The sequence below is a fragment of the Streptomyces sp. TRD_SC_5 genome (assembly GCF_056836825.1).
The window spans coordinates 4,193,092-4,216,506 of sequence record NZ_JBWZZS010000001.1 but is presented as its reverse complement, the minus strand read 5'-3'; the positions used below and the strand labels follow the sequence as shown (position 1 = coordinate 4,216,506).

Below are 23,415 nucleotides of genomic sequence, written 5' to 3'. Positions count from 1 at the left end.
GCGCCCGTCAGGAGACGAAGCGCTTGACGTCGGAAAGCGTGCACTTGCCGCCGGAGGTCTCGCCCGCCTTGGGGGTGTACGCGGTCGCGACATCGAGGTTTTCGGTGGCGCCCGGGCTCACCGGGGGAACGAGGGTGTTCTCGTCGCCGAGCTTCGTCCCGCTCGGATCGGTGAACGACACCTTGAACGTGTAGGTGTACGTCTCGGACGAGCTGCTGTTGGTGGCGCTGATGGCGGCGACGATGCCCCGGGCCGGGTCGTACTCGCACGAGTCGATTCGCACGTCGTTGATCGCGTTTCCGCGGCTGCCACCGGTGCCGGTTCCGGTGGTGGTGCCGCCCGTGGTGATGGAACCGCCCGACGTGGAGTCGTCGTCGTAGCTCGAACCACTGCTGCCGCCACTACTGCTACTGGACCCACCGCTGCTGCCGCTGCTGTTGTCGCAGCTGCCCCCGTTGGAACCGCGCGCTCCGGTCAGCGCGACGACAGCGAGACCGAAGATGGCAACAGCCCGGACATGGCGAAGCTTCACGCTTCAACCCCCGTTGAAATCGTAGAATGTGGCACTCGATTGACGAGCACACGTCACCCTAGTGGGGTGCTGGTCGCGCCAGCAAAACGAAGGTTCGGGGGCCTGCACGCCACAGCGGCCCCACCCGTCCGCCGCGACTGGCAGCCGCCGCCCCGTGGGCGTAGCGTCGTCAGCGAGAGCCATCCCAAGGAGGCCGGAGATGATCCGTAGCGTCCTCGGCTGGATCCTCGCTCTCGTCGGAGCGACGGCCGCCGTGCTCAGCCCCTTCCGCACCTGGTACGACGGTCGTCTCGGGCGCGATTACCGCATCGGCGACCTGTTCAGCGGCATTACGGACAGTAAAGCGGGCATCGCAGGATCGATCCTGCTGCCGTTCGCCTTCGCCGCCCTGCTGACCCTGGTCGGGCTACTGCTGCGCTCTCGGCTGCTGGTCGCCCTCGCCGGGGTCGTCGTGCTCGGCTTCACGATCTTCTGGATGGTCCGCGTCGGCCAGGCCGAAGGCAGCCTCACCGTCAACAGTGACGGCACCGGGCTGGACGTCGGCGTCGCGACGGCGCTCGGCGGCGGCCTCCTCCTCCTGCTGGCCGCTGCCCTCATGCACGGACGCACGCACCGGCGACGGCGCGTGGACGGCAACGGCAACGGCAACAAGCACCGGCGGCACGAGCCCGAGCACGGGACGGCGTACGACGACACTGCGCACGACACCGCCGCGCACGACACCGCCGCGCAGGACACCAGGTACGACAACAGGTACGACTCCTCGCACGAGCCGGACCGCTACGACGCACCGGAGGAGGGGCGCGACCAGCGCTTCCCCTGGAGCCCGCCCCCGGGACAACGAGGCGGCGGCCCGGACGGCCCGGACGACCGGCCGCCCCCGCCGGATCACCGTTACCGCTAGACCACCACCGGGCCTACCGCTTACCGCCCGGGCGCACCACCTCGAACCCACCGCCTCTCAGGCCGGCGTCCCCGACGCCCGGCCCGTCGCCGTGCCCTTCACGGCGTCCAGGGCGTAAACGCACCGGTCCTTGCTGCACGCGTACACCACACCGCCCTGCGCCACCGGCGACCCGGTGATCTCGCCGCCCGTCGCCAGCTTCCACCGCAGCTGCCCGCCGCTCGCGTCGAGCGTGTACAGGCAGTGGTCCGCCGAGCCGAAGTGGACACGGCCGTCGGAGACGACCGGCGCGCCGACGACCTCGCCGCCCGCCGCGAAACGCCACTTCGGGGTGCCGGTCACCGCGTCCAGGGTGTAGAGCGCACTGCCGCTGCCCACGTGGACGTTGCCCGCGGCGACCAGTACCGGCTCGATGGACTGGCGGGACTCCGTGGCGATACGCCACCGGTCCTTGCCGGTGGACGCGTCCAGGGCGTACACCGTGCCGAGGTAGTCGGCCAGGTAGATGCCACCGCCCGTGACGGCCGGACCCGGTGCGAACGCGGGCGGGCTCAGGAAGACCGCCGGAGCCTCGAAGTGCCACCGCACATGCCCGGCGGCGGCGTCGATGGCGAGGACGCGCGTGCCGGCGGCGACGTACACATGGCCGTCAGGCGCCGACGTCAGCCGCAGCGGGACTCCCCCGCAGGACGCCGCGTCGCCGATCGGATACGACCAGCGCTCGATGCCGGTACGGGAGTCCAGGGCGCGCAGCCGCGCGTCCTTCCAGACGTACACCGTGTCGTCGTGTACGGCGGGACCGGCCTCCGGGGTCTCGAAGTCGCTCTGCCCGCCCGTGAGTTCCCACAGCTTCTGGCCGTTGGACGCCTCCCAGGCCTGGACGCCGCCGCCCCGCGTGCCGGTCACCACCGTGCCGCGTTCGGCCTTGAGTGAGTAGACCCACGCGTCGGTCTGGAGCCGCCAGCGCTCCTGGCCGTCGGCGGCGTCGAGGGCGTACAGCGTGGGACCGTCGGAGGCATGGATACGGCCGCCCGCGACCGCCATCGCCCAGGCCACGTCACGCGTCTTGAACTGGCGGCGGCCGCTGGCCACGTCCAGGGCGTGCACCTCGAAGGAGGTGACGTAGACGAGGTCGCCCGCGACGGCCGGCGTGCCCCACACGTCGTTGGACATACGGAACCGCCACGGCCGCCATCCCCCGGAAGGCCCGGCGCCGTCGGCCGACTGCGCGGGCGGCGGAACGGCCGGTGGAGGCGGGGCGGACGCGGGCGGAGGTACGACGCCGGTGACGGCGTCCGCGCCGTTCGGGGAGGCGGTCAGCCCGGCCGGAGGTCTGATCCAGCCCGTGGCCTGCTCGCCCGGCGCGGGGACCGAGGCGGTGCGGCCGTCGATCACGCGGGGGCCCGGGCCGATCGGCACCTTGGAGCCGGGCAACCGTACGGCGGCGTGCTGCGGGGCATGGGGGACGTGCGGGGCGTGGGCGCCCTGAGCACCCTGAGCCCTCTGAGCACCTTGCGCCGCATGACCGGCGTGCGCGCCCTGCGGGGCGCGCCCGTCCGCGTACGCCGGAGACGGGGAGGGGGACGGTGACGGTGACGAGGGAGCCCGCCCACCCGGGGCATCCGACCTGACCGCCACCGGGGCGAACGGCGGCGGGCCCGGCGGCCTCGGCGGTGTGGAGTGCGCCCGCGAGGGCGGCGCACTCGGCAGGGCCGGCCGACCGCCCCGCCGCTGCTCGATCATCGCGGTCGCCCGTGCGGGCAGCCACGCGGACGCCGTACCGCTGTCGTCCTCGCCGGAGTCGAAGAGGTGCGGCGAGAGCTGCGCCTGGAGATCGGCCGGGCTGGGCCGCAGTACCGCCTCCATCTGCATGCACGACTCGATCAGCGGGCGCAGCTCGTCGGGCAGCCCTTCTACGTCGGGGCCCTCCCGCAGCAGCATGAAGACCGTCTCGACCGGGTTCGCGCCATGGAACGGCGCGTGGCCGGTCGCCGCGAAGACCAGCGTCGAGCCGAGCGAGAAGATGTCGCTGGCGCCCGTCACGCTGCGCGAGTCGCGCGCCTGCTCGGGCGACATGTAGGCGGGCGTACCTACGGCGACGTTGGTCATGGTCAGCCGCGTGTTGGAGACGCCGGAGGCGATACCGAAGTCGATGACGCGCGGTCCGTCCTCCACCACCAGGACGTTCGACGGCTTGAGGTCGCGGTGGACCAGGCCCGCCCCGTGGATGGACTGGAGCGCCTCGGCGATACCCGCCGCCAGCCAGCGCACCGCCTGGGCCGGCATCGGCCCGCATTCATTCACTATTTCTTCGAGGGAGGGTGCGGGTACGTACGCCGTGGCCAGCCACGGCACCGCCGCCCGCGGATCGGCGTCCACGACGGCAGCCGTGTAGAACCCGCTGACCGCACGAGCGGCCTCCACCTCACGCGTGAAGCGGACGCGGAACAGCTGGTCCTCGGCGAGTTCGGTCCGTACCGTCTTGATCGCCACACGCCGGCCCGACGCCGACCGCGCGAGATAGACCAGCCCCATGCCGCCGGCCCCGAGCCGTGCCAGCACCTCGAACGGGCCGATCCGCCGCGGGTCGTGCTGCGTCAGCTGCTCCATAACTTGCCTGCCACCTCCCCGTACGAGGCCGCAAACACAGCCCCGTGAAGCGTCTCACCACTGGGCACCACCCAGCGGTGCGCACCCTGATTCTTCCTGTCTGAGGCGATGGTGGCGAACCCGGGGGCGGACCGGGGTGTCTCACCAGGATTCGGACAGGTCGCGCGGCGGCAAAATATCGGTGATGACCTGCTATCTATCGGTTTCGCGAGGTCCGTCGGGGTCGGTGCGCCCGCCGACCTCGTCACTTTCGGCCAGCCCGTCAGGTGTGACCGATCCCGCTGATCCGGCCGTTCCGGCTGATCCGGCCGGTACGACGGGTTCGCCGGCTGCGGCGGCTTCGGCAGGTCGTTCGGCCGTTCGTTCGGCCGGCTCGGCACGTTCAGCCGCATCGGCCGCATCAGCCGTCGCACCAGCCCGTTCGGCCGACTCAGCCGACTCAGCCGGTTCAGCCGGTTCAGCCGACCCGGCAGGCTCAGCCGACTCGGCCGGTGCCGCCGACGCAGCCGGTTCCGCCGACGCAGCCGGTTCCGCCAGTACCGCGAAAGTGGCGCCCTGGTCGTCGGTGAGCACCGCGATCCGGCCGTACGGCGTGTCGAAGGGCTGCGCCTGGACGCGGCCGCCGAGCTCGGTGGCCCGCGACGCGGCCCCGTCGCAGTCGTCGACCACGAAATAGATCACGAAGTGGTCGGGCATCTCGACCGGGAAGGCGTCCCCCATCACACTGCGACCACCAATGGCGGTGTCGGGGCCGGGGACCGAGCCCGCCGGGGACCACGTCCTGAAGTCCTCGCCCTCTTCGTCGAGGTCGAAGCCCTGGAAGCCGAAGACGGTCTCGTAGAACGGGTCGGTCCGGACCTTGTCGCGCGCGTAGACCTCGGTCCAGCAGAAGGAGCCCGGCAGGTCCCGCTTCTCGAAACCGGCATGGCTGCCCGCCTGCCAGAGTCCGAAGACCGCGCCGCCGGGGTCGGCGGCCGCAGCCATCGCGCCGAGCGGGGGCACGGGCAGCGGGTCCGTCACCATCTGGCCGCCCGCCGCCCTGATTCTCCGGGCGAGCGCCACCGCGTCGTCGGTGGCGAAGTAGACGCCCCAGGCGGTGGGCATGCGCCCGTCACGCTTGGGGGCGAGGGCGGCGACCTTCTTGCCATCGCTGAGGGCATTGACGAACGCGGCCTGCCCAGCCCGCCCCGACCACCCCGTTTTCGCCCGGTCGTCGATGCCGGGGTCCCCAAAAGTCCAGCCGAACAGCCCACCGTAGAAACGCTTGCCCGCTTCGACGTCGTCCAGCGTCACATCGACCCAGCACGGCATGCCTTCCGCATATACGGCCATGGGCCCGGATCCTTCCGTCACGCGGGGCAGGGGCGGCGTGTGGCTCCCGTCACATTCAAGCTAACGGGCCGCCGCGCTCCACGCAGCGAGACAAATCGAACAACTGGTCAATTACCGGGGCATCACGCCATGGCGTGCACGGGTTGTCCACCAAAGTTGTCCACAGGCTGTTGATAAGACTATTCGGGTGGAGGGGGTCAGCCGGGCGGCAGCGGGGCGGCGGCGTGCGGGTGGGCGGCCGGGGCGGCTGGCCGGTTCCCCATTTGCAGTCGGCCGAATCGCGCTCCGATCACCCCTCGGTAAGCTGACGGCATGACAGGACAAGTACGCACCGTCGACGGCCGCGTGGCCGGACGACGCGGTCAGGCGACGCGGCAGAAGCTGCTCGACTGCCTCAGCGAGATGCTCAGCTCCTCGCCCTACCGCGACGTCAAAGTCATCGATGTGGCCCGGAAGGCGGGGACTTCACCCGCGACGTTCTACCAGTACTTCCCTGATGTGGAGGGCGCCGTCCTCGAAATCGCGGAAGAAATGGCCAAGGAGGGCGCCGGCTTGACCGAGCTCGTCTCCGGCCGCTCCTGGGTCGGCAAGGCCGGGTGGGCAACCTCGGAAGAACTTGTCGAGGGCTTCCTCGACTTCTGGCGCAAAAACGACGCCATCCTGCGGGTCGTCGACCTCGGCGCCGCGGAGGGCGACAAGCGGTTCTACAAGATCCGCATGAAGATTTTGAACTCGGTCACCAACTCCCTTACGGACACGGTGAAAGAGCTCCAGTCCAAGGGCAAGGTCGACAAGGACATCAGCCCCGCCGCGATGGCCGGCTCGCTCGTCGCGATGCTGGCGGCTGTCGCCTCGCACCAGAAGGGCTTCCAGACCTGGGGTGTGAAGCAGAACGAACTCCGGCCCAATCTGGCCCTGTTGGTGCACCTGGGCATCACCGGAAAGAAGCCGACGAAGTAAGTAGTCACCCACCAGAGCCGAGCCGGCGTCGCCCCTAGTCCTGTCTGCGCAGCGGCGGCCCCCACACCGGTCCGCCGCTGCGGCCTTTCCTCAACGGCTTCGCCGCTCCTCCAGCCGGAACAGCCGGATCTCCCGCTCCACCCTCGCCTGGTACGTCGCGTACGGCGGCCAGAACCTCAGCACCGCCTGCCACGCGGCCTCCCGCTCGGCCCCCTCCAGCAGTCGCGCCCTGACCTCGATGTCCTCGCCCCGTCGGTTGATACGGGCGTCCGGATGCTTCATGAGGTTCGCCGTCCAGGCGGGATGCCCCGGCCGGCCGAAGTTGCTCCCGATCAGAATCCAGCTGCCGCTCGCCTCCTCCGGCATGCACGCGAGAGGCGTGGTCCGCGGCAGGCCACTCCTGGCGCCCTTCACCGTGAGGATCACGCCCGGCAGCATCTGGGCGCTCAGCATCACCTTGCCGCGGGTCAGGCGGTGGACCGTGCGGTCCATGGCGGGGATGAAGTGGGGGGCGATCCGGGCGAAGGCGCGGGTCGAGGAAACCTTCTGCAGGAGGCGCACTCCGGGCGGCATCAGGCACTCACCTCTCGCTCAGCCACTCCCACCACATCTTCGCCTCCGCCTCCGCCTCCGCCTTCTCCCTCTCCTTCTCCTTTTCCTTCTGTACGGAAGAGGCCCGCGACCTGCGCCGCGCGGTCGCGCAGGCGGTGGGCGGGACCGAACAGCAGCTCGTCCGACGCCGCCCGCTTGAAGTACAGGTGTGCGTCGTGCTCCCAGGTGAACCCGATCCCGCCGTGCAACTGGACGGCCTCCCCCGCGGTCGCACGCAGCGCCTCGAGGGCGTGCGCGAGCGCGAGCCCCCCGGTGGCCGGGTCCCAGGCGGCGTAGTACGCCGCCGAGCGCGCCGCCTGCACCTGTACGTAGAGGTCGGCCAGCCGGTGCTTGACCGCCTGGAAGGAGCCGATCGCCCGCCCGAACTGCTCGCGCGTCCTGACGTGGTCGACAGTTCGCTCCAGGGCGTGCGAGGCGGCCCCGACCGCCTCGGCGGCGAGCATGACGGCGGCGATACGGCCGGCGTCGGCCAGCGCACCGGTCACGTCGGCGAATCCGTCTCCACCGAGCAGCTCCCCTTCTGCCTCGCGCAGTTCGAGCCGCGCCTGGGGCCGGGTCTCGTCCAGGGCGGTCTGCCGTACGCGAACCAGTCCGGGCGAGTCGGCCCGTACAAGAAACAGCAACGTCCGGCTGCGCGCGAACCCGCCCGCGTGCGCTGCGACGAGCAGGAGACCGGCGCTGTGCCCGTCGAGCACCTGCGCGGCTTCCCCGTACAACGTCCAGGTTCCGTCACGCTCATGCCCAGGCCCAGGCCCAGGCCCAGGCCCATGCCCATGCCCATGCCCATGCCCAGGCCCCTGCCCATCAGCAGCCGTACGCCGCGCCTGTACGCCGCCGGAGCGCCCGCCTCCCGCCCAGTCACCGTCGGCATTGTCGCCGGTGAGGGCGAGCGCGGCGGCGAGGCTGCCGCCGGGCACGGCGAGGGTGGCGGTCAGGGTGCCGTCGGCGAGGCGCGGGAGCAGGGCGCCGCGCTGGGCGTCCGTACCGAGCGCGGCGATGAGCGGGGCGGTGAGCACGGCGGTGGCGAGCAGCGGCGACGGCAGCAGGGCCCGGCCCGTCTCCTCGCAGGCGAGGGCGAGTTCGACCACTCCGCAGCCGACTCCGCCGTACGCGGCGGGCAGGGCGAGCCCGGGCAGCCCGATCTGTTCGGCGAGCTGCCGCCAGAGGCCGGTGTCGTACCCGGTGGCGGTCCGAACGGCCGACTTCACCTCGTCGGGACCACTTCGCTTGGCCAGCAGTTCGCGCAGAGTGCGCCGGATCTCGTCCTGCTCCACGGTGAAGGCGGCGTCCATGGAACTCCCTCCCTGTCTGACGGGCCGTCATGTTAGGGGCGGGCGGGTGAGATGCACAGGGGTGCGGCTGATGGTTTCCTTCCCCCGGCCCGCCAAGACCCCCACCGGCCGGGCGCCTACCTGATGTACCGTCAGATTCATGCCGCCCACTCACCCCCGCCGCAAGGTAGCCATCGTCGGCACAGCCCTCTCCGACTGCGGACGCGTCGACGAGGCCACCCCCTACGCCCTGCACGCCCAGGCCGCCCGCCGCGCCCTCGCCGACTCCGGCCTCGACCGGTCCGTCATCGACGGCTTCGCGTCGGCCGGCCTCGGCACGCTCGCGCCGGTCGAGGTCGCCGAGTACCTGGGGCTGCGGCCGACCTGGGTCGACTCGACCACCGTCGGCGGCTCCACCTGGGAGGTCATGGCGGCGCACGCCGCCGACGCGATAGCCGCCGGGCACGCCAACGCCGTTCTGCTGGTGTACGGCTCGACCGCCCGCGCCGACATCAAGGCCGGGCGCCGCACCTCGAACCTCTCGTTCGGCGCGCGCGGCCCGCTGCAGTTCGAAGTCCCGTACGGGCACACCCTCGTCGCCAAGTACGCGATGGCCGCCCGCCGCCACATGCACGAGTACGGCACCACCCTTGAGCAGCTGGCCGAGGTCGCCGTCCAGGCGCGGGCGAACGCGGCCACGAACCCGGACGCGATGTTCCGCGCCCCGGTGACCGTGGACGACGTACTGTCCGGCCCGGTGATCGCCGACCCCTTCACCAAGCTGCACTGCTGCATCCGCAGCGACGGCGGCTGCGCGGTGCTGATGGTGGCGCAGGAGTACGTACCGGATACGGCGAAGGATCCGGTGTGGGTGCTCGGCGCCGGGACCGCCGTGTCGCACACCACCATGTCCGAGTGGGAGGACTTCACCGTCTCCCCGGCGGCGGTGTCCGGGCGCCTCGCCTTCGAGCGCGCCGGAGTGCGCCCGTCGGACATCGACCTCGCCGAGATCTACGACGCCTTCACGTACATGACCCTCGTGACGCTCGAGGACCTCGGCTTCTGCGCGAAGGGCGAGGGCGGCGCGTTCGTCGAGAAGGGCCGGCTGCTGCGCGACGGCGGGCTCCCGGTGAACACCGACGGTGGCGGCCTGTCGGCCTGCCACCCAGGAATGCGCGGCCTGTTCCTGCTGGTGGAAGCGGTACGGCAACTGCGTGGCGAGGCAGACGAGGGCCAGGTCCACCGGGCGGGCGGCGGGCTGCCGGAGCTGGCGGTGGCCTCTGGGACGGGCGGCTGGTTCTGCTCCTCGGGGACGCTGGTGCTGGGGCGTACGTAACCGCGCACGTGCGGAGGACGGCTACGGCGCTCCCGTACCGGCAGGACGGCAATCCCGTACCGGCAGGACGGCAATCGCGCACGGCGAGAGCGATGGTGTGAGATGGCCCGATGACCTTCCACGACCTGCTCCGCTCCCAGCGCGTCTGGGACACGGAACTCCCCGCCTTCGACACCTCGGCCGCATCGCCCGAGCCGCTCGCGCTCTTCCACCAGTGGTTCGCCGAGGCCGTCGCCGCCGGGCAGCCCGAGCCGCACACGATGAGCCTGGCGACCGTCGACGAGAGCGGATTGCCCGACGTACGGACCCTGATGCTGCACGACGCCGACCACCGCGGCTGGCACTTCGCGTCCCACTCCACCAGCGCCAAGGGCCGCCAGCTGGCCGCGCACCCGCACGCCGCGCTGGGGTTCTACTGGGCGGCGCAGGGCCGACAGGTACGGGTCAGGGGCGCGGTGACCACCGGGAAGCGGGAGGAGAGCCTGGCCGATCTGCACGCCCGGTCGACGGGGGCGCTCGCCTCCGCGCTGGTGGGGCGGCAGAGCGAAGTACTGCCACGGTACGAGGATCTGGTGCGCGCGTCGGAGGCCGCGTGGGAGCTGGCGCAGGCGGAGCCGGAGGCCGACGCGCCGACCTGGACTCTGTACGTCGTCGAGCCTGCCGAGGTGGAGTTCTTCCAGGGGGACGCACGCCGCCGGCACGTACGCCTGCGATACCGGCGGGACGGCGACGGGCAGTGGGCGCGGGAGCTGCTCTGGCCTTAAGGAACGGACTCTTCAGGAACGGACCGCCTGCCACCCATTTATCCGATTTCAACAACAATGGGGGCATCATGGGAAGCAGGTGAGCCAGACGCAGGGTGAGCCAAGGGAGGCACCGTGGCACGAACCCGCACCCGATACGCCCCCGACAGCGGTCTGACCACGCGCATGGTCACCACAATGTTCCTGATCGGACTGCTGTACGTCGTCTTCGTCGGCGTGCTTCTCGCGGCCCTGCGCGGTTCCTGGCCGATCATCCTGGCCATCACGGGCGGCCTCTTCGTCGCACAGTTCTGGTTCAGCGACCGCATCGCGGCCTACGGCATGGGCGCCCGGGAGGTCACCCCCGAGGAGGCACCGGAGCTGCACGGCACCATCGACCGGATCTGCGCACTGGCCGACATGCCGAAACCCCGGGTGGCGATCGCCCAGAGCGACGTACCGAACGCCTTCGCCACCGGTCGCAGCGAGAAGACCGCTCTGGTCTGCGCCACCACCGGCCTGATGCGCAGACTCGAACCCGAGGAGCTGGAGGGCGTCCTCGCCCACGAGATGTCGCACGTCGCCCACCGCGATGTCGCCGTCATGACGATCGCCTCGTTCCTCGGCGTGCTCGCGGGCGTCATCACCCGTGTCGCCCTGTGGGGCGGCTTCGCCCGCAACGGCCGGAGCAGCGACCCCGCCGGCATCGCGATCATGCTGATCCCGCTGATCAGCGCGGTGGTGTACGCGCTGAGCTTCCTGCTGACCCGGCTGCTCTCCCGCTACCGCGAGCTGTCCGCCGACCGCGCGGCCGCGCTGCTCACCGGCCGCCCGTCGGCACTCGCCTCCGCCCTCACCAAGGTCGACGGCCAGATGGCACGGATCCCGACGCAGGACCTGCGGAAGGCGGAACCGTACAACGCCTTCTACTTCATGCCCGCGTTCGCCTCAAAGGAGAGCCTGGGCCGGCTGCTCTCCTCGCACCCGACGCTCGAACAGCGCCTCGACCAGCTGGCCCGCATCTCCGCCGACCTGTCCCGGCCGTAAGGAACGTTCATGGGTCTCCTCGATTCCCTCCTGGGCCGGAGCAAGCCGGTCCGCCCCGACCTCGACCAGCTCTTCGCGGTCCCCTCGGCCGCCCTCACCCTCCAGGCGGGCGTGGGCTTCACCCCCACCGGGCGCGGTTCGGTCTGCTTCGCGGGCGTGGAGGGCGGCGGCTTCGCCCGTATCCAGCAGGACGTACGGGAACTCCTCGACGCGGACACCGGCCGGGGCGGGGTCCCGGTGGAGTTCAGCCGGGACGCGTACGGATACACCTGGCTGCTCGCCCGCCACCCGGCCGACGACACGGCCGCCCTGGTCAACGACCTGCACGCGGTCAACACCCTGCTCCAGGAAGGCGGCTTCGGCCCGCACCTGCTCTGCTCCCTGATCGGCTTCCGGGACCAGGAGGGCCGGTCACTGGCCCTGGTCTACCTCTACAAGCGCGGCACGTTCTATCCGTTCGCGCCGCTGCCGGGCGGTGCCGAAAAGCGCGACAACCCGCTGGAGTTGCAGGTCAGGGCTGCCCTGGGCGACGACCTCCGGGTGGAGAAGGACCTCGCCCGGTGGTTCCCCGTGTGGGGCGCGCCGGGACTGTAAGCGGTCTGCCGGTGACGGCGCCCACGCCGGCGAAGAACGCGGTCTGTACGGAGTGGCGATGGCTCAGCCGGCCCCGGACGAGGGCTGACAGGCAGGGCGGAACACCGGAACCATCTCCGTCCCCTCGCCCCGCCGGAAGGCCACCCGCAACTCCATGCCGACGCCGAGGCCGGCCTCCTCGCAGTCCACGACCTCCGTCATCATGCGCAGCCCCTCCGCGAGGTCCACGACCGCCGCGACGTACGGCACGCGGGAGCCGTACGGCGGGAGGTCGTTGCGGTGGACGACGGACCAGGTGTAGAGCGTGCCGCGACCGCTCGCCCGCTCCCAGTCGACGTCCTCGCCCCAGCAGTACGGGCAGAACTCGCGCGGGTAGTGGTGCGGCCGGGCGCAGGCGCGGCAGCGGCGCAGCAGCAGGTGGCCTTCGGCGGCGGCGTCCCAGTAGGGGCGCGTGAAGGCATCGATGTCGGGGACCGCCGGGTTGGCCGCGCTCACCGGAAGAGTCCGATCGCGTGGTCGAGGGACCAGGTCTGCCAGGACATGGCGAACAGCGCGACGAGCGAGATCAGCGCCATCATGGCGTTCTGCCCCTGCTCGGCCCAGTCGTGGATCATCAGGACGAGGTAGAGCAGGTTCAGGAGCAGGCCGGCGGCCAGCGCGATCGGGGTGAGGAAACCGACGACCAGGCCGAGTCCGAGGGCGAGTTCGGCGTACACGACGATGTACGCCATCACCTTGGGGCGAGGCGCGACGATCGTGTCGAAGCCGCGCTTCACCACCGGCCAGTTGTGTTTCCCGGCCACGTCCGCCGCCCAGGCGATGCCCGTACCGCGCTCGAACCAGCCCTTCTTGTCCTTGTGGCGCCAGCTCTCCAGCCACCACAGGCCGAGGCCGATGCGCAGCACGGCGAGCCACTCCGCGCCGCCGAGCCAGATGGTCTGCATTCCGCTCCACCCACCTTCAGCCACCACCGCCGATCTGACGGTACGTCAGTTCAACGGATGAGGCGGGCCGCGCGCAAGAGGTACGGCCCCGGCGACTGTCCGTGACCGTATCGCAACCGATTTCGGCCTTGACCGAGACCCATCAACCACTTTCGTCATTACGCTGACGAATCATGGCCAATACCACTATCGACCACCCCGTCTACGTCATAGGCGGCGGACCGGGCGGACTCGCCGCCGCGGCAGCACTGCGCGAGCAGGGCGTACGCGCCGTCGTACTGGAGAAGTCCGACTCCGTCGGGGCGTCCTGGCGCGTCCACTACGACCGGCTGCACCTGCACACCACGCGGCGCCTGTCCGGCCTGCCGGGACTGCCGATGCCGCGTTCGTTCGGGCGGTGGGTGTCGCGGGACGACGTGGTGCGGTACCTGGAGAAGTACGCCGAGTTCCACGAGCTGGAGATCGTCACCGGGGTCGAGGTCTCCCGTATCGACTCCGGACCCGACGGCGGCTGGCTGCTGCACGCGACCGGCGGCCGCGAGCTCACCGCCTCGGCGGTGGTGGTCGCCACCGGCTACAACCACACGCCGTACGTCCCCGAGTGGCCCGGCCGCGACACGTACACCGGCGAGCTGAAGCACGCCCGGCACTACCGCAACCCGCGCCCGTACGAAGGCAAGGACGTCCTGGTCGTCGGCACGGGCAACACGGGCGCCGAGATCGCGGTGGACCTGGTGGAGGGCGGCGCGGCGCGCGTACGCCTGGCCGTGCGCACGGTCCCGCACATCGTGCGCCGCTCGACGGCCGGCTGGCCCTCGCAGCGCACCGGCATCCTGGTCCGCCGCCTCCCGGTCCGCCTCGTGGACCGGGCGGGCGGCCTGATGAGCCGGCTCGCGGTCCCCGACCTCTCGGCCCGGGGCCTGCCGCGCCCCGACACCGGGCTCTACTCCCGGGTCAAGGACGGCGCGATCCCGGTGCAGGACGTCGGGCTCGTGGCCGCAGTGAAGCGGGGAACGGTGGAGCCGGTGGCGGCGGTCGAGTCCTTCGACGAGGACAAGGCGGTACTGGCGGACGGCACCCGGATCTCCCCGCAGGCGGTCATCGCGGCGACCGGCTACCGGCGGGCACTGGAGGGCCTGGTGGGCCACCTCGGCGTACTGGACGAGCGCGGCCGCCCGATCGCCCACGGCGCACGCACCCCGCCGGGGGCGCCGGGCCTGTATTTCACGGGGTTCACCAACCCGATCAGCGGAATGCTCCGGGAACTGGCCATCGACGCAAGGAAGATCGCCAAGAAGGTCGCGGCCGGGCACAGGGCCACCCGCTGAGCGACTTGGGCGCCCAGGGGTGTGCCGTGCTGCTGCGCCGTGCTGTGCGACCAGCCCGCGCCCGCCACCTCGCACGTGCCGGATCCCGTCGTCAGCCGGGCAGACAAGGCCGACCCCGAGCACCAGGCCCTGCTCGCCGACGCCGTGGGCCTCCCGCTCCTCGTCGTACTGGAAACGCTGCCACCGCCGTCTGGTGGTCTTGACCACGCTCCGACCGGGGTAGGCAGTAGCAGCGGGCGGGCGTGGCATTCGCGCCCGCCCCGCACTCTTTGCCTGCCGGACTGTTCCTGACGAGCCGTCAGTTCAGTAACCTGACTATGCGTCAGTTACGTTGGCCGACGAGCAGGAGCGGGCTGAGACATGCTTGGATCTACCCACGGCACCCTGACCACCGATCTCCGCGCCCGCGTCGTGGCCTGCGGAGAGGCTCCCCACGCCGCCGTCCACGACACGGCGACCCCCACCGCCACCGCCGCCGGCGACCTCGACGTCAGCGGCCGGCCGCTGTACGCCGCCGTCCCCGACCTCGACCGGTTCTTCCGGCCCGAGTCGGTGGCCGTCGTCGGCGCGTCCGACGCCGAGGGCCGGCCCAACGCCGGGATCACCCGGCAGCTGATCGCCTGGGCCGAGCGGGTCGGCGCCCGGCTGCACCCCGTCCATCCCACGCGCGAGTCCGTCTTCGGGCTGCCGTGCGTTCCCTCCGTCCGCGACCTGCCCGAGCAGGTCGACCTGGCCGTACTGCTGGTCGGCGATCCCGTCCCGGTGGTCGAGGAACTGGGCGAGGCCAAGGTGAAGTTCGCCGTCGCCTTCGCCTCCGGCTTCGCCGAGACGGGCGAGGCCGGCGCCGCCGCCCAGACGCGGCTGGCCGCCGCGGTGGAGCGGTCGGGCGTACGACTGCTCGGGCCGAACACCAACCTCAACGCCTTCGAGAACTTCCGCGACGACCTGGACGGCCCCGCCATCGCCCTGATCACCCAGTCCGGCCACCAGGGCCGCCCCCTGCACGCCCTCCAGGAGCTCGGCATACGTCTCTCCCACTGGGCGCCCACCGGCAACGAGGCCGACTTGGAGACCGCCGACTTCATCTCGTACTTCGCCCAGCAGCCGGAGGTCGGGGCCATCGCGTGTTACGTCGAGGGCCTCAAGGACGGCCGCTCCTTCCTGCTCGCCGCCGACCGGGCCGCGCAGGCGGGGGTACCGGTCGTCGCGGTCAAGGTGGGCCGTACGGAGAGGGGCGCCCGTACGGCCGCCTCACACACCGGCAAGCTGACCGGCGCGGATGACGTGGTGGACGCGGCGATGCGGCAGTTCGGGGTGATCCGGGTGGACGGTCTCGACGAACTCCAGGACACGGCGGCACTGTTGGCGCGGGCGCGGAAGCCGGTGTCCGACGGGGTCGTCGTCTATTCGATCTCGGGCGGTACGGGCGCGCACTTCGCGGACCTGGCGACGGCGGCGGATCTGCGGCTGCCGGAGCTGTCGGCGGCCAAGCAGGCCGAGCTGCACCAGTGGATACCCGATTACCTGAACGTGGCGAACCCCGTCGACAACGGCGGCCACCCGGTCGGCGACTGGCGCGGCCGGAAAATCATCGACGCGATACTGGCGGACCCGGGGGTCGGGGTTCTGATCTGCCCGATCACGGGCCCCTTCCCTCCCATGAGCGACAAACTGGCCCAGGACCTGGCCGACGCGGCCGAGGCGACGGACAAGCTGGTGTGCGTGGTGTGGGGCTCGCCGGTCGGGACGGAGGCGGCGTACCGGGAGACACTGCTCGGGTCGTCGCGGGTCGCCACCTTCCGTACGTTCGGCAACTGCATCTCGGCGGTCCGCGCCTACCTCGCCCACCACCGCTTCACCGCCTCCTACCGCTCCCCCTTCGACGACGCGCCGCGCACGCCTTCCCCCTCCTTCCGCAAGGCGCGGGCACTGATGCGCCCCGGCGAGCAGCTGAGCGAGCACGCGGCGAAGCAGCTGCTGCGGGCGTACGGCATCCGCGTACCGCGCGAGCAACTGGTGACGAGCGCGGCGGCGGCCGTCCGGGCGGCGGGGCTCGTCGGCTACCCGGTGGTGATGAAGGCGTCCGGTCCGCGGCTCGCGCACAAGAGCGAGCTCGGCCTGGTGAAGGTCGGCCTGACCTCCGCCAGCCAGATCCGCGACGCCTACCGCGAGCTGACGGACATCGCGCGGTACGAGGGGATCGAGCTGGACGGCGTACTGGTGTGCCAGATGGTGGAGCGGGGCGTCGAGATGATGGTCGGCGTGACGCAGGACGCCCTGTTCGGACCGACGGTGACGGTGGGGCTCGGCGGCGTACTGGTGGAGGTGCTCCGCGACGCGTCGGTACGGGTGCCCCCCTTCGGCGAGGACCAGGCGCGGACCATGCTCGGCGAACTGCGGGGCCATGCACTGCTGGACGGCGTACGGGGCGCGCCCCCGGCGGATGTGGACGCGCTGGTGGAGGTCGTGCTGCGGGTCCAGCGGATGGCCCTGGAACTGGGCGACGACCTGTCGGAACTGGACATCAACCCGTTGATGATCCTGCCGAGGGGCCAGGGAGCGGTGGCACTGGACGCGCTGGCTGTGTGCCGGTGAGGGGCTCCGCCCCAGACCCCCGGACGCCCCGTACCCCAAACCCCACCCCAGGAGCTCGCACATGACGACCGACTCCCCCCTCGACACCCCCGACGAATCCGTTGATTCATTGATACTTCACGCCACTGACAACGGTGTCTCGTGGATCACCCTGAACCGCCCCGCCGCCATGAACGCCGTCACCTGGGACCAGCGAGAACGCGTCATATCGCTGCTCGCCGCCGCCTCCGCCGACCCCGCCGTGCGCGCCGTCGTCATCACCGCCACCGGCAAGGGCTTCTGCGCCGGCGCGGATCTGCGCGGCGCCGGCGCCCCGGCCGGCGGCAGCGGGGAGCGGGTGGCCGGGGATGTCGCCCGTACGATCCGGCTCGGCGCGCAGCGGCTCATCACTGCCGTCCTGGACTGCGAGAAGCCGGTGATCGCCGCCGTGAACGGCACCGCCGCCGGCATCGGCGCCCACCTCGCGTTCGCCTGCGATCTCGTACTGGCCGCCGAATCCGCCAAGTTCATCGAGGTCTTCGTACGTCGCGGACTGGTCCCGGACGGCGGCGGGGCATACCTGCTGCCCCGTCTCATCGGCCCGCAGCGCGCAAAGGAGCTGATGTTCTTCGGCGACTCCGTCCCGGCCGTCGAGGCCGAGCGACTGGGCCTGGTCAACCGTGTCGTCCCGGACGCGGAACTGGCCGCGACCGCCCGCGCCTGGGCCGAGCGGCTGGCGGGCGGACCCACCCGGTCGATCGCCCTCGCCAAGCAACTGGTCAACGCGTCCCTCGACGTCGACCGGACCACCGCCTTCACCGCCGAGGCGACCGCCCAGGAGATCAACATGACCACGGCGGACGCAACCGAGGGCGTGGCGAGCTTCGTGGAACGGCGTACCCCCAAGTACCGGGGCCTGTGAGCCGCACAGCCCACCGCCACAGCCACAACCGCAGCGGCAGCCGCAGGGCCGGCCAGCCCCTTCCAATCTGACGACCCGTCAGCTTCAATGGATGGCGTGATGGGACACGCAGGGATGGCGGCCACCGTCGTCCGATACCTCAGGTCGGTCGGCGCCCCCACGGCCGCCGAGCCCTACGACGCACTCCCCCGCCCCGACCTGCGAGCCGTCGGCGAGGACGAACGACTGCCGGTCGACCCGGCCGAATTCCGTTCCGTACTCGGCCACTTCGCCAGCGGCGTCACCGTCATCACGGCGCCGGCCACCGGCCCGGAGGAACCGGCCTCCGGCTTCGCCTGCCAGTCCTTCGCCTCGCTGTCCCTCGACCCGCCCCTGGTCACCTTCATGGTCGCCCGTACGTCCACGACCTGGCCGCGCATAGCCCGGGCCGGCGTCTTCTGCGTCAACATCCTCGGCGCGGACCAGGGCGGCCTGTGCCGCGGTTTCGCGGTGAGCGGGGCGGACAAGTTCGCGGGTGTCGGGTACGAGCCGGCGCCCGCCACGGGGTCACCGCTGCTCGACTCGGTACCGGCGTGGATCGACTGCCGCATCCAGGCCGTGCACACCGGCGGAGACCACCTGATCGTCGTCGGCAGGGTGGAGGCGCTGGGCGGGACGGAGGACGGGGAGCCTCTGCTGTTCCACCGGGGCAGGTTCGGCGGCTTCGGCAGGTTCAGCGCCTGACCTCCCCGACCACGACAGGGATCGGCTTCCGCCGGATCACCAGGGACATCAGCGCCGCCGCCGCGCACAGCGCACCCGCCGCGTACCAGACCACGTCGTACGAGCCGAACACGTCCCGCGCCACACCACCCGCAAAGGCGACCGCCGCCGCTCCCACCTGGTGCGACGCGAGCACCCAGCCGAAGACGATCGCCGAGTCCTCGCCGTACTGCTCACGGCACAGGGCAAGGGTCGGCGGAACCGTGGCCACCCAGTCCAGGCCGTAGAAGACGATGAAGAAGATCATCGGCGGGTGGACGGTCGGAGCCATCAGCATCGGAAGGAAGAGCAGCGAGACGCCGCGCAGCGCGTAGTACACGGCCAGCAGGCGGCGCGCCTCGAAGCGGTCGGTCAGCCAGCCCGAGGCGATCGTGCCGATGACGTCGAAGACGCCGATGACGGCAAGCAGTGACGCGGCGGCGGTGATCGGCATGCCGTGGTCGTGAGCCGAGGGTACGAAGTGGGTGCGGACGAGGCCGTTCGTCGACGCCCCGCAGATCGCGAACGTACCCGCCAGCAGCCAGAAGGGCCCGGTCTTCGCGGCCGAGAAGAGGACCATGACCGTACGCTTCGCCGCGCCCGTCTGCGGTGCCGGCTTGGGTACGAAGTCCCCGCCGTACGGGGCCAGTCCCACGTCCGCCGGGTGGTCGCGCAGCAGCAGCCACACGAACGGGACGACGACCAGCGCGGCGAGTGCGACCGTGACGGAGGCGGGCCGCCAGCCGTGGTTGTCGACGATCCAGGCGCAGAGCGGGAGGAAGACCAGCTGGCCGGACGCGCCCGCGGCCGTCAGGACGCCGGTGACCAGGCCCCGGCGGGCGACGAACCAGCGGTTGGTGACCGTCGCGGAGAAGGCCAGCGCCATCGAGCCGGTGCCGAGGCCGACGAGCAGGCCCCAGTAGAGCATCAGCTGCCAGGAGGCCGTCATCCAGACGCTCAGCAGGGCGCCCGCTGCGATCAGGCTCAGCGCCACGACCACCACCTTTCGCATACCGAAGCGGTCCATGAGCGCGGCGGCGAAGGGCGCGGTCAGTCCGTACAGCGCCATGTCGATGGAGACGGCGAGACCGATCTCGCCGCGCGACCAGTCGAACTCCTCGTGCAGCGGGTCGATCAGCAGACCGGGCAGGGAATTGAAGGCGGCGCCGCCGATGATCGTCACAAAGGCGACCGCCGCGACGAACCACGCGCGGTGCGGTGACATGCGGCGGCTCCGCCGCGGGCGGGTCGGCTTACGTCGGGCGTCGGCGGGCCCGGGTGCGGCGTGCGTGGCGCCTTCGGTTGTCTGGGTCACGTCACTCAGCTTCGAGCGCGCGCAGATCACGAGCGAGTGGCCCGGTGGTCAGTGTTCGTAAGAATCGGGCCACGACGGGACAAGCAAGCATGAACGTTCCCCACGCCTCTCAGCCCACGGCTCTCTTCCTGTGCGCGCCCGTCAACGCACCTCAACCCACCCGCCTCAGCTCCCGGATCGGCCGGACCCCCAACAGCATCCCGACCACCACCACCATGACCGCCACCCCCGCCAGCAGCACCTGCTCCGCGCCCACCGCCTCCGCCACCGGGCCGGCCAGCGCCCGCCCGGCCGCCATCATCAGCAGCGATCCGGACACGTCGTACGCGTGCAGCCGGTTCAGCGCGTCGGCCGGGACGTGCGTCTGGACCGTCGTCGACCACATCACCAGCCAGAACGCGAAGGCCGCCCCGCCGACGAACTGACCGACGCCCAGAGCGAGTACGGACATGTCGAACCCCAGCACCAGCAGGTTCACCACAACACCGAGCAGCGCCACCGCCCCCGCCGCCAGCGGACGCCCCGGCCGCAGGCGCAGCGCCAGCAGGCCGCCCGCGACGCTGCCGGCGCCGTTGACCGCCATCAGCGCGCCGTACGTCCCCGGTCCGTGCCCCTCGGTCACCAGGACCGCCGTCAGCGGCATCAGCGGGCCGGCCACGGTCAGTCCGTACACCGTCCAGATCGCGATGACGCCCCACAGCCAGCTGCGCGCCGTGAACTCCTTCCACCCGTCGATCAGTTCGGCCATCAGCGAGCCGCGCTTCACCGGATCTCCCACCGGCGGCAGTCGCAGCAGGAACAGGCAGACTCCGCTCACCGCGAAGGTCGCGGCGTTCGCGGCGAAGACCGCGCCCGCACCACCCGAGAGGCCGACCACGAGCCCCGCGAAAGCCGGGCCCGCCATGGTCATGAGCGCCTCGCAGACGCGCAGGACCGCGTTCGCCTGCTGTACGTCGTGGGCGATGCGCGGGACGGTCGAGGCGACCCCGGGCTGGAAGAGCGCGGCTCCGACGCCGCTGACCGCGCTCAGTCCGTACACCACCCACACCGACGGGTCCCCGGCCGCGAAGGAGACCGCGAGCACCGAGGCGCCGGCCATCCGCAGTGCGTCCGCGAGGATCATCATCCGGCGCGGCGTGAACCGGTCCGCGAGTACGCCACCGAAGAGGACCAGTACCGCGAAGGGGCCGATCCAGGCGGCGAGGGCGTAGCCGACGGACGAGCCGGGGTGGCCGGCGCCGAGCAGGCCCGCCGCGAGGGCGACGGGCACCATGCCGTCGCCGAAGACCGCGACCGTACGGGCCACGAAGAAGAGCCGGAAGTTACGGTTCCAGAGGCCTCGGGAGGCCTCTGGGGGCGTTCGTGTCGTCTCGGGAATGTCCTGGGCCGGTGCGCGCTTGTCCGTCACAGCGCAGACATGTATCAGCTTGAGGTCTATACCAGCCAGCGAATAAGACGGTGGAGACAGCGGAGGAGGAACCCATGGACAAGGGCAGCAGGGGCAAGGGGCGTCACGCCGAGCCGCACCGCGTCGTCGTCCTCGCACTCGACGGGCTGCTGCCCTTCGAACTCGGCATTCCGCACCGCATCTTTGGCCTTGCGAAGGACGCCGCGGGCAGCCCCCTGTACGAGAGCGTGACGTGTTCCGTCCGGCCGCCGGGCCCGGTCCGTACCGACGCCGATTTCTCCATCGTCGCCGAGCACGGCCCGCAGGCGCTGGCCACCGCCGACACCGTCGTGATCCCCGCGTCGTACGAACTCGGCCGTGTCTACGACGAGGGCGTGCTGACCGACGAGCTCAAGGCGGCCTTCGCCTTCGTACGCCCCGGCACCCGCATGGTCGCCATCTGCACCGGCGGCTACGTCCTGGCCGCGGCCGGCTACCTCGACGGCCGGCCCGCCACCACGCACTGGACGGCGGCCGAGCACTTCCAGCGGCTGTTCCCGTCGGTCGAGGTCGACGCGGACGTGCTGTTCATCGACGACGGTGACGTCCTGACCTCCGCCGGGGTCGCCGCCGGGATCGACCTCTGCCTGCACATCGTGCGGCGCGACCACGGCAGCGGGGTCGCCAACGAGGTGGCCCGCCGCACGGTCGTACCGCCGCACCGGGACGGCGGCCAGGCGCAGTACATCCACCGCCCGGTCCCGGAGCCCCAGCTGGCGACGACGACCACCGCGCGGGCCTGGGCACTCGGCCGGCTCCACGAGCCGATCCAGCTGCGCGACATGGCCCAGCAGGAAGCGATGTCGGTACGGACGTTCACGCGCCGGTTCCGCGAGGAGGCCGGGATCAGCCCCGGCCAGTGGCTGGCCCAGCAGCGCGTGGAACGCGCCAGGCACCTCCTGGAATCGACCGGCCTGTCGATCGACCAGGTGGCACGCGACGCCGGCTTCGGCACGGCGACATCCCTGCGCCAGCACCTGCAGGCGGCGCTGGGCGTCCCGCCGACCGCCTACCGCCGCACGTTCCGCGCCAGTACGGGCGACGGGGACACGGGAGGCGTGGACGGACGGGGCGACGAGGCCGGAAGCACCACCGCCCGAGGGGCGCCTGGTGACCCGACAGGATGGGAGGAAGCCAGGTCAGAATAGGAGTACTCCGCGCGCCACGCGCCCGTGGTGTGCGTCGTCCGCCGCCTTCGCGAAGTCCTCGACGGGGTACGTCTCCGTCACGAGCTCGTCGAGCAGCAGTCGGCCCTCCCGATACAGCTCGGCGTACAGCGCGATGTCCCGCTGCGGGCGCGAAGAACCGTACCGGCACCCGAGGATCGACTTGTCCAGGTACATCGACGAGACAAGGAACGACGCCTCGGCCGTCGCGGCCGGAACGCCGAGCAGCACCGCCTGTCCGTGCCGGTCGAGAAGATCGATCGCCTGCCGGATCAACGCCGTCTTGCCGACGCACTCGAAGGCATGGTCGGCGCCGGTGGGCAGGATCTCCCGTACCGCATCCCTGTCGGCCGACGGAAGGAAGTGCGTAGCACCGAACTGCCGCGCGACCGTCTCCTTGGCCGGATTGGAATCGACGGCGAGGATCACCGACGCCCCGGCGATGCGGGCGCCCTGGATGACGTTCAGCCCGATCCCGCCCGTCCCGATGACGACGACGGTGTCGCCGTGGCCGACCTTCGCCCGGTTCAGCGCGGCTCCCACACCCGTGACGACGCCGCAGCCGATCAGCGCGGCCGAGGTCAGCGGAATGTCCTCAGGCACTTTGACGGCCTGGACGGCCTTGACGATCGTGCGCTCGGCAAACGACGAGCTGGACGCGAACTGGTACAGCGGCGCGCCGCCCCGGCGCGAGAAGGGCTGCCCCGGCATCCCGATAGCCCGGCGGCACATCGTCGGCCGCCCCCGGCCGCACTCCGCGCAAGCCCCGCAGTTGGCGATGGTCGACAGGGCCACGTGATCACCGGGCCCCACATGCGTCACCCCGGCGCCGACCGCCTCGACGACGCCCGCGCCTTCGTGCCCGAGTACGACGGGTACCGGGAAGGGGATGGTCCCGTCGATGACCGACAGATCACTGTGACACAGCCCGGCCGCGCCGACGGCGACCATGACCTCGCCGGGTTCCGGGTCCCGTATCTCCAGATCATCAACAACCTGGACCGCCTTCCCGTCGAAGACCACACCGCGCATGCTGC

20 protein-coding genes and 1 pseudogene are annotated in these 23,415 nt (G+C 71.4%); 11 read left to right on the top strand and 10 right to left on the bottom strand.

Translation table 11 applies throughout. The annotated features are described in order from the left end of the window. Nucleotides 1-7: 7 nt before the first annotated feature. Nucleotides 8-532: a hypothetical protein gene (locus AC1P0E_RS19625; protein ID WP_482743451.1), complete on the bottom strand. Its 525-nt coding sequence runs from the start codon at nucleotides 530-532 to the stop codon at nucleotides 8-10. 199 nt (nucleotides 533-731) lie between these two features. Between AC1P0E_RS19625 and AC1P0E_RS19620 the strand changes: the two genes are divergently transcribed. After that, on the top strand, nucleotides 732-1,436 hold the full coding sequence (locus tag AC1P0E_RS19620; RefSeq protein WP_482743450.1) for a hypothetical protein: 705 nt from the start codon (nucleotides 732-734) through the stop codon (nucleotides 1,434-1,436). A gap of 57 nt (nucleotides 1,437-1,493) precedes the next feature. Here the strand turns inward: AC1P0E_RS19620 and afsK are convergent, their stop codons facing one another. Both afsK and kbpA read right to left on the bottom strand, forming a co-directional pair. Then, entirely contained in the window at nucleotides 1,494-4,046 is a 2,553-nt protein-coding gene (gene afsK / locus AC1P0E_RS19615; protein ID WP_482743449.1) for a protein serine/threonine kinase AfsK, read from the bottom strand. Nucleotides 4,047-4,580: 534 nt separating this feature from the next. Then, nucleotides 4,581-5,378, bottom strand: a pseudogene (gene kbpA, locus AC1P0E_RS19610) (AfsK-binding protein KbpA); the annotation flags it as partial. Between the two features lie 312 nt (nucleotides 5,379-5,690). On the opposite strand from kbpA, the gene AC1P0E_RS19605 reads away from it, so the two are divergent. Further along, nucleotides 5,691-6,338, top strand: a complete 648-nt coding sequence (locus AC1P0E_RS19605; RefSeq protein WP_454379193.1) for a TetR family transcriptional regulator — start codon at nucleotides 5,691-5,693, stop codon at nucleotides 6,336-6,338. A gap of 90 nt (nucleotides 6,339-6,428) precedes the next feature. Here AC1P0E_RS19605 and AC1P0E_RS19600 read toward each other — a convergent pair whose 3' ends face one another. Both AC1P0E_RS19600 and AC1P0E_RS19595 read right to left on the bottom strand, forming a co-directional pair. Then, on the bottom strand, nucleotides 6,429-6,911 hold the full coding sequence (locus AC1P0E_RS19600; RefSeq protein ID WP_482743448.1) for a nitroreductase family deazaflavin-dependent oxidoreductase: 483 nt from the start codon (nucleotides 6,909-6,911) through the stop codon (nucleotides 6,429-6,431). After that, nucleotides 6,911-8,242, bottom strand: a complete 1,332-nt coding sequence (locus AC1P0E_RS19595) for an acyl-CoA dehydrogenase family protein (RefSeq protein ID WP_482743447.1) — start codon at nucleotides 8,240-8,242, stop codon at nucleotides 6,911-6,913. The genes AC1P0E_RS19600 and AC1P0E_RS19595 overlap by 1 nt, the downstream gene beginning before the upstream one ends. A 139-nt stretch (nucleotides 8,243-8,381) precedes the next feature. Here AC1P0E_RS19595 and AC1P0E_RS19590 point away from each other — a divergent pair, with 139 nt between their 5' ends. The 4 genes from AC1P0E_RS19590 (at nucleotide 8,382) to pspAB (ending at nucleotide 11,941) form a co-directional block, all read left to right on the top strand. Further along, nucleotides 8,382-9,557: a thiolase C-terminal domain-containing protein gene (locus AC1P0E_RS19590; RefSeq protein WP_482743446.1), complete on the top strand. Its 1,176-nt coding sequence runs from the start codon at nucleotides 8,382-8,384 to the stop codon at nucleotides 9,555-9,557. Between the two features lie 110 nt (nucleotides 9,558-9,667). Then, nucleotides 9,668-10,321, top strand: coding sequence for a pyridoxine/pyridoxamine 5'-phosphate oxidase (locus AC1P0E_RS19585; RefSeq protein ID WP_482743445.1), 654 nt, complete (start codon nucleotides 9,668-9,670; stop codon nucleotides 10,319-10,321). A 114-nt stretch (nucleotides 10,322-10,435) separates the two neighbouring features. Beyond that, complete coding sequence (gene htpX / locus AC1P0E_RS19580; RefSeq protein WP_482743444.1) at nucleotides 10,436-11,347, top strand: zinc metalloprotease HtpX; 912 nt, start codon at nucleotides 10,436-10,438, stop codon at nucleotides 11,345-11,347. A 9-nt stretch (nucleotides 11,348-11,356) separates the two neighbouring features. Beyond that, nucleotides 11,357-11,941, top strand: a complete 585-nt coding sequence (pspAB, locus tag AC1P0E_RS19575; RefSeq protein ID WP_482743443.1) for a PspA-associated protein PspAB — start codon at nucleotides 11,357-11,359, stop codon at nucleotides 11,939-11,941. Between the two features lie 63 nt (nucleotides 11,942-12,004). On the opposite strand, the gene AC1P0E_RS19570 is transcribed toward pspAB, so the two are convergent. Next, nucleotides 12,005-12,436 carry a Zn-ribbon domain-containing OB-fold protein gene (locus tag AC1P0E_RS19570; protein WP_482743442.1) on the bottom strand — a complete coding sequence of 144 codons (432 nt, stop codon included), beginning with the start codon at nucleotides 12,434-12,436 and terminating at the stop codon, nucleotides 12,005-12,007. Further along, a complete protein-coding gene (locus AC1P0E_RS19565) occupies nucleotides 12,433-12,885 on the bottom strand; it encodes a DoxX family membrane protein (RefSeq protein WP_482743441.1) in 453 nt (150 codons plus the stop codon). The genes AC1P0E_RS19570 and AC1P0E_RS19565 overlap by 4 nt, the downstream gene beginning before the upstream one ends. 173 nt (nucleotides 12,886-13,058) lie before the next feature. On the opposite strand from AC1P0E_RS19565, the gene AC1P0E_RS19560 reads away from it, so the two are divergent. From AC1P0E_RS19560 to AC1P0E_RS19545, 4 genes are all read left to right on the top strand, one after another. After that, nucleotides 13,059-14,213, top strand: a complete 1,155-nt coding sequence (locus tag AC1P0E_RS19560; RefSeq protein WP_482743440.1) for a flavin-containing monooxygenase — start codon at nucleotides 13,059-13,061, stop codon at nucleotides 14,211-14,213. 360 nt (nucleotides 14,214-14,573) lie between these two features. After that, entirely contained in the window at nucleotides 14,574-16,808 is a 2,235-nt protein-coding gene (locus tag AC1P0E_RS19555) for an acetate--CoA ligase family protein (RefSeq protein WP_482743439.1), read from the top strand. Between the two features lie 61 nt (nucleotides 16,809-16,869). Next, nucleotides 16,870-17,709, top strand: coding sequence for an enoyl-CoA hydratase/isomerase family protein (locus AC1P0E_RS19550; protein ID WP_482743438.1), 840 nt, complete (start codon nucleotides 16,870-16,872; stop codon nucleotides 17,707-17,709). 114 nt (nucleotides 17,710-17,823) lie between these two features. Next, a complete protein-coding gene (locus tag AC1P0E_RS19545; RefSeq protein ID WP_482745818.1) occupies nucleotides 17,824-18,432 on the top strand; it encodes a flavin reductase family protein in 609 nt (202 codons plus the stop codon). Here the strand turns inward: AC1P0E_RS19545 and AC1P0E_RS19540 are convergent. Together AC1P0E_RS19540 and AC1P0E_RS19535 are read right to left on the bottom strand one after the other, a co-directional pair. Then, nucleotides 18,422-19,765 (bottom strand): MFS transporter, encoded by a 1,344-nt coding sequence (locus tag AC1P0E_RS19540; protein WP_482743437.1) that lies wholly within the window; start codon nucleotides 19,763-19,765, stop codon nucleotides 18,422-18,424. The two genes, AC1P0E_RS19545 and AC1P0E_RS19540, sit on opposite strands and share 11 nt — an antisense overlap. A 151-nt stretch (nucleotides 19,766-19,916) precedes the next feature. After that, nucleotides 19,917-21,173: an MFS transporter gene (locus AC1P0E_RS19535; RefSeq protein WP_482743436.1), complete on the bottom strand. Its 1,257-nt coding sequence runs from the start codon at nucleotides 21,171-21,173 to the stop codon at nucleotides 19,917-19,919. 74 nt (nucleotides 21,174-21,247) lie between these two features. Between AC1P0E_RS19535 and AC1P0E_RS19530 the strand changes: the two genes are divergently transcribed. Beyond that, a complete protein-coding gene (locus AC1P0E_RS19530) occupies nucleotides 21,248-22,360 on the top strand; it encodes a GlxA family transcriptional regulator (protein ID WP_482743435.1) in 1,113 nt (370 codons plus the stop codon). On the opposite strand, the gene AC1P0E_RS19525 is transcribed toward AC1P0E_RS19530, so the two are convergent. Continuing rightward, nucleotides 22,352-23,410: a Zn-dependent alcohol dehydrogenase gene (locus tag AC1P0E_RS19525; protein WP_482745817.1), complete on the bottom strand. Its 1,059-nt coding sequence runs from the start codon at nucleotides 23,408-23,410 to the stop codon at nucleotides 22,352-22,354. The genes AC1P0E_RS19530 and AC1P0E_RS19525 overlap by 9 nt on opposite strands. Between the last annotated feature and the right edge of the window lie 5 nt (nucleotides 23,411-23,415).

Coding starts and splice junctions, on each gene's coding strand:
- AC1P0E_RS19620 (WP_482743450.1), top strand. CDS start 732: ATGATCCGTAGCGTCCTCGGCTGGATCCTCGCTCTCGTCGGAGCGACG.
- afsK (WP_482743449.1), bottom strand. CDS start 4,046: ATGGAGCAGCTGACGCAGCACGACCCGCGGCGGATCGGCCCGTTCGAG.
- AC1P0E_RS19605 (WP_454379193.1), top strand. CDS start 5,691: ATGACAGGACAAGTACGCACCGTCGACGGCCGCGTGGCCGGACGACGC.
- AC1P0E_RS19600 (WP_482743448.1), bottom strand. CDS start 6,911: ATGCCGCCCGGAGTGCGCCTCCTGCAGAAGGTTTCCTCGACCCGCGCC.
- AC1P0E_RS19595 (WP_482743447.1), bottom strand. CDS start 8,242: ATGGACGCCGCCTTCACCGTGGAGCAGGACGAGATCCGGCGCACTCTG.
- AC1P0E_RS19590 (WP_482743446.1), top strand. CDS start 8,382: ATGCCGCCCACTCACCCCCGCCGCAAGGTAGCCATCGTCGGCACAGCC.
- AC1P0E_RS19585 (WP_482743445.1), top strand. CDS start 9,668: ATGACCTTCCACGACCTGCTCCGCTCCCAGCGCGTCTGGGACACGGAA.
- pspAB (WP_482743443.1), top strand. CDS start 11,357: ATGGGTCTCCTCGATTCCCTCCTGGGCCGGAGCAAGCCGGTCCGCCCC.
- AC1P0E_RS19565 (WP_482743441.1), bottom strand. CDS start 12,885: ATGCAGACCATCTGGCTCGGCGGCGCGGAGTGGCTCGCCGTGCTGCGC.
- AC1P0E_RS19560 (WP_482743440.1), top strand. CDS start 13,059: ATGGCCAATACCACTATCGACCACCCCGTCTACGTCATAGGCGGCGGA.
- AC1P0E_RS19555 (WP_482743439.1), top strand. CDS start 14,574: ATGCTTGGATCTACCCACGGCACCCTGACCACCGATCTCCGCGCCCGC.
- AC1P0E_RS19550 (WP_482743438.1), top strand. CDS start 16,870: ATGACGACCGACTCCCCCCTCGACACCCCCGACGAATCCGTTGATTCA.
- AC1P0E_RS19545 (WP_482745818.1), top strand. CDS start 17,824: ATGGCGGCCACCGTCGTCCGATACCTCAGGTCGGTCGGCGCCCCCACG.
- AC1P0E_RS19530 (WP_482743435.1), top strand. CDS start 21,248: ATGGACAAGGGCAGCAGGGGCAAGGGGCGTCACGCCGAGCCGCACCGC.
- AC1P0E_RS19525 (WP_482745817.1), bottom strand. CDS start 23,410: ATGCGCGGTGTGGTCTTCGACGGGAAGGCGGTCCAGGTTGTTGATGAT.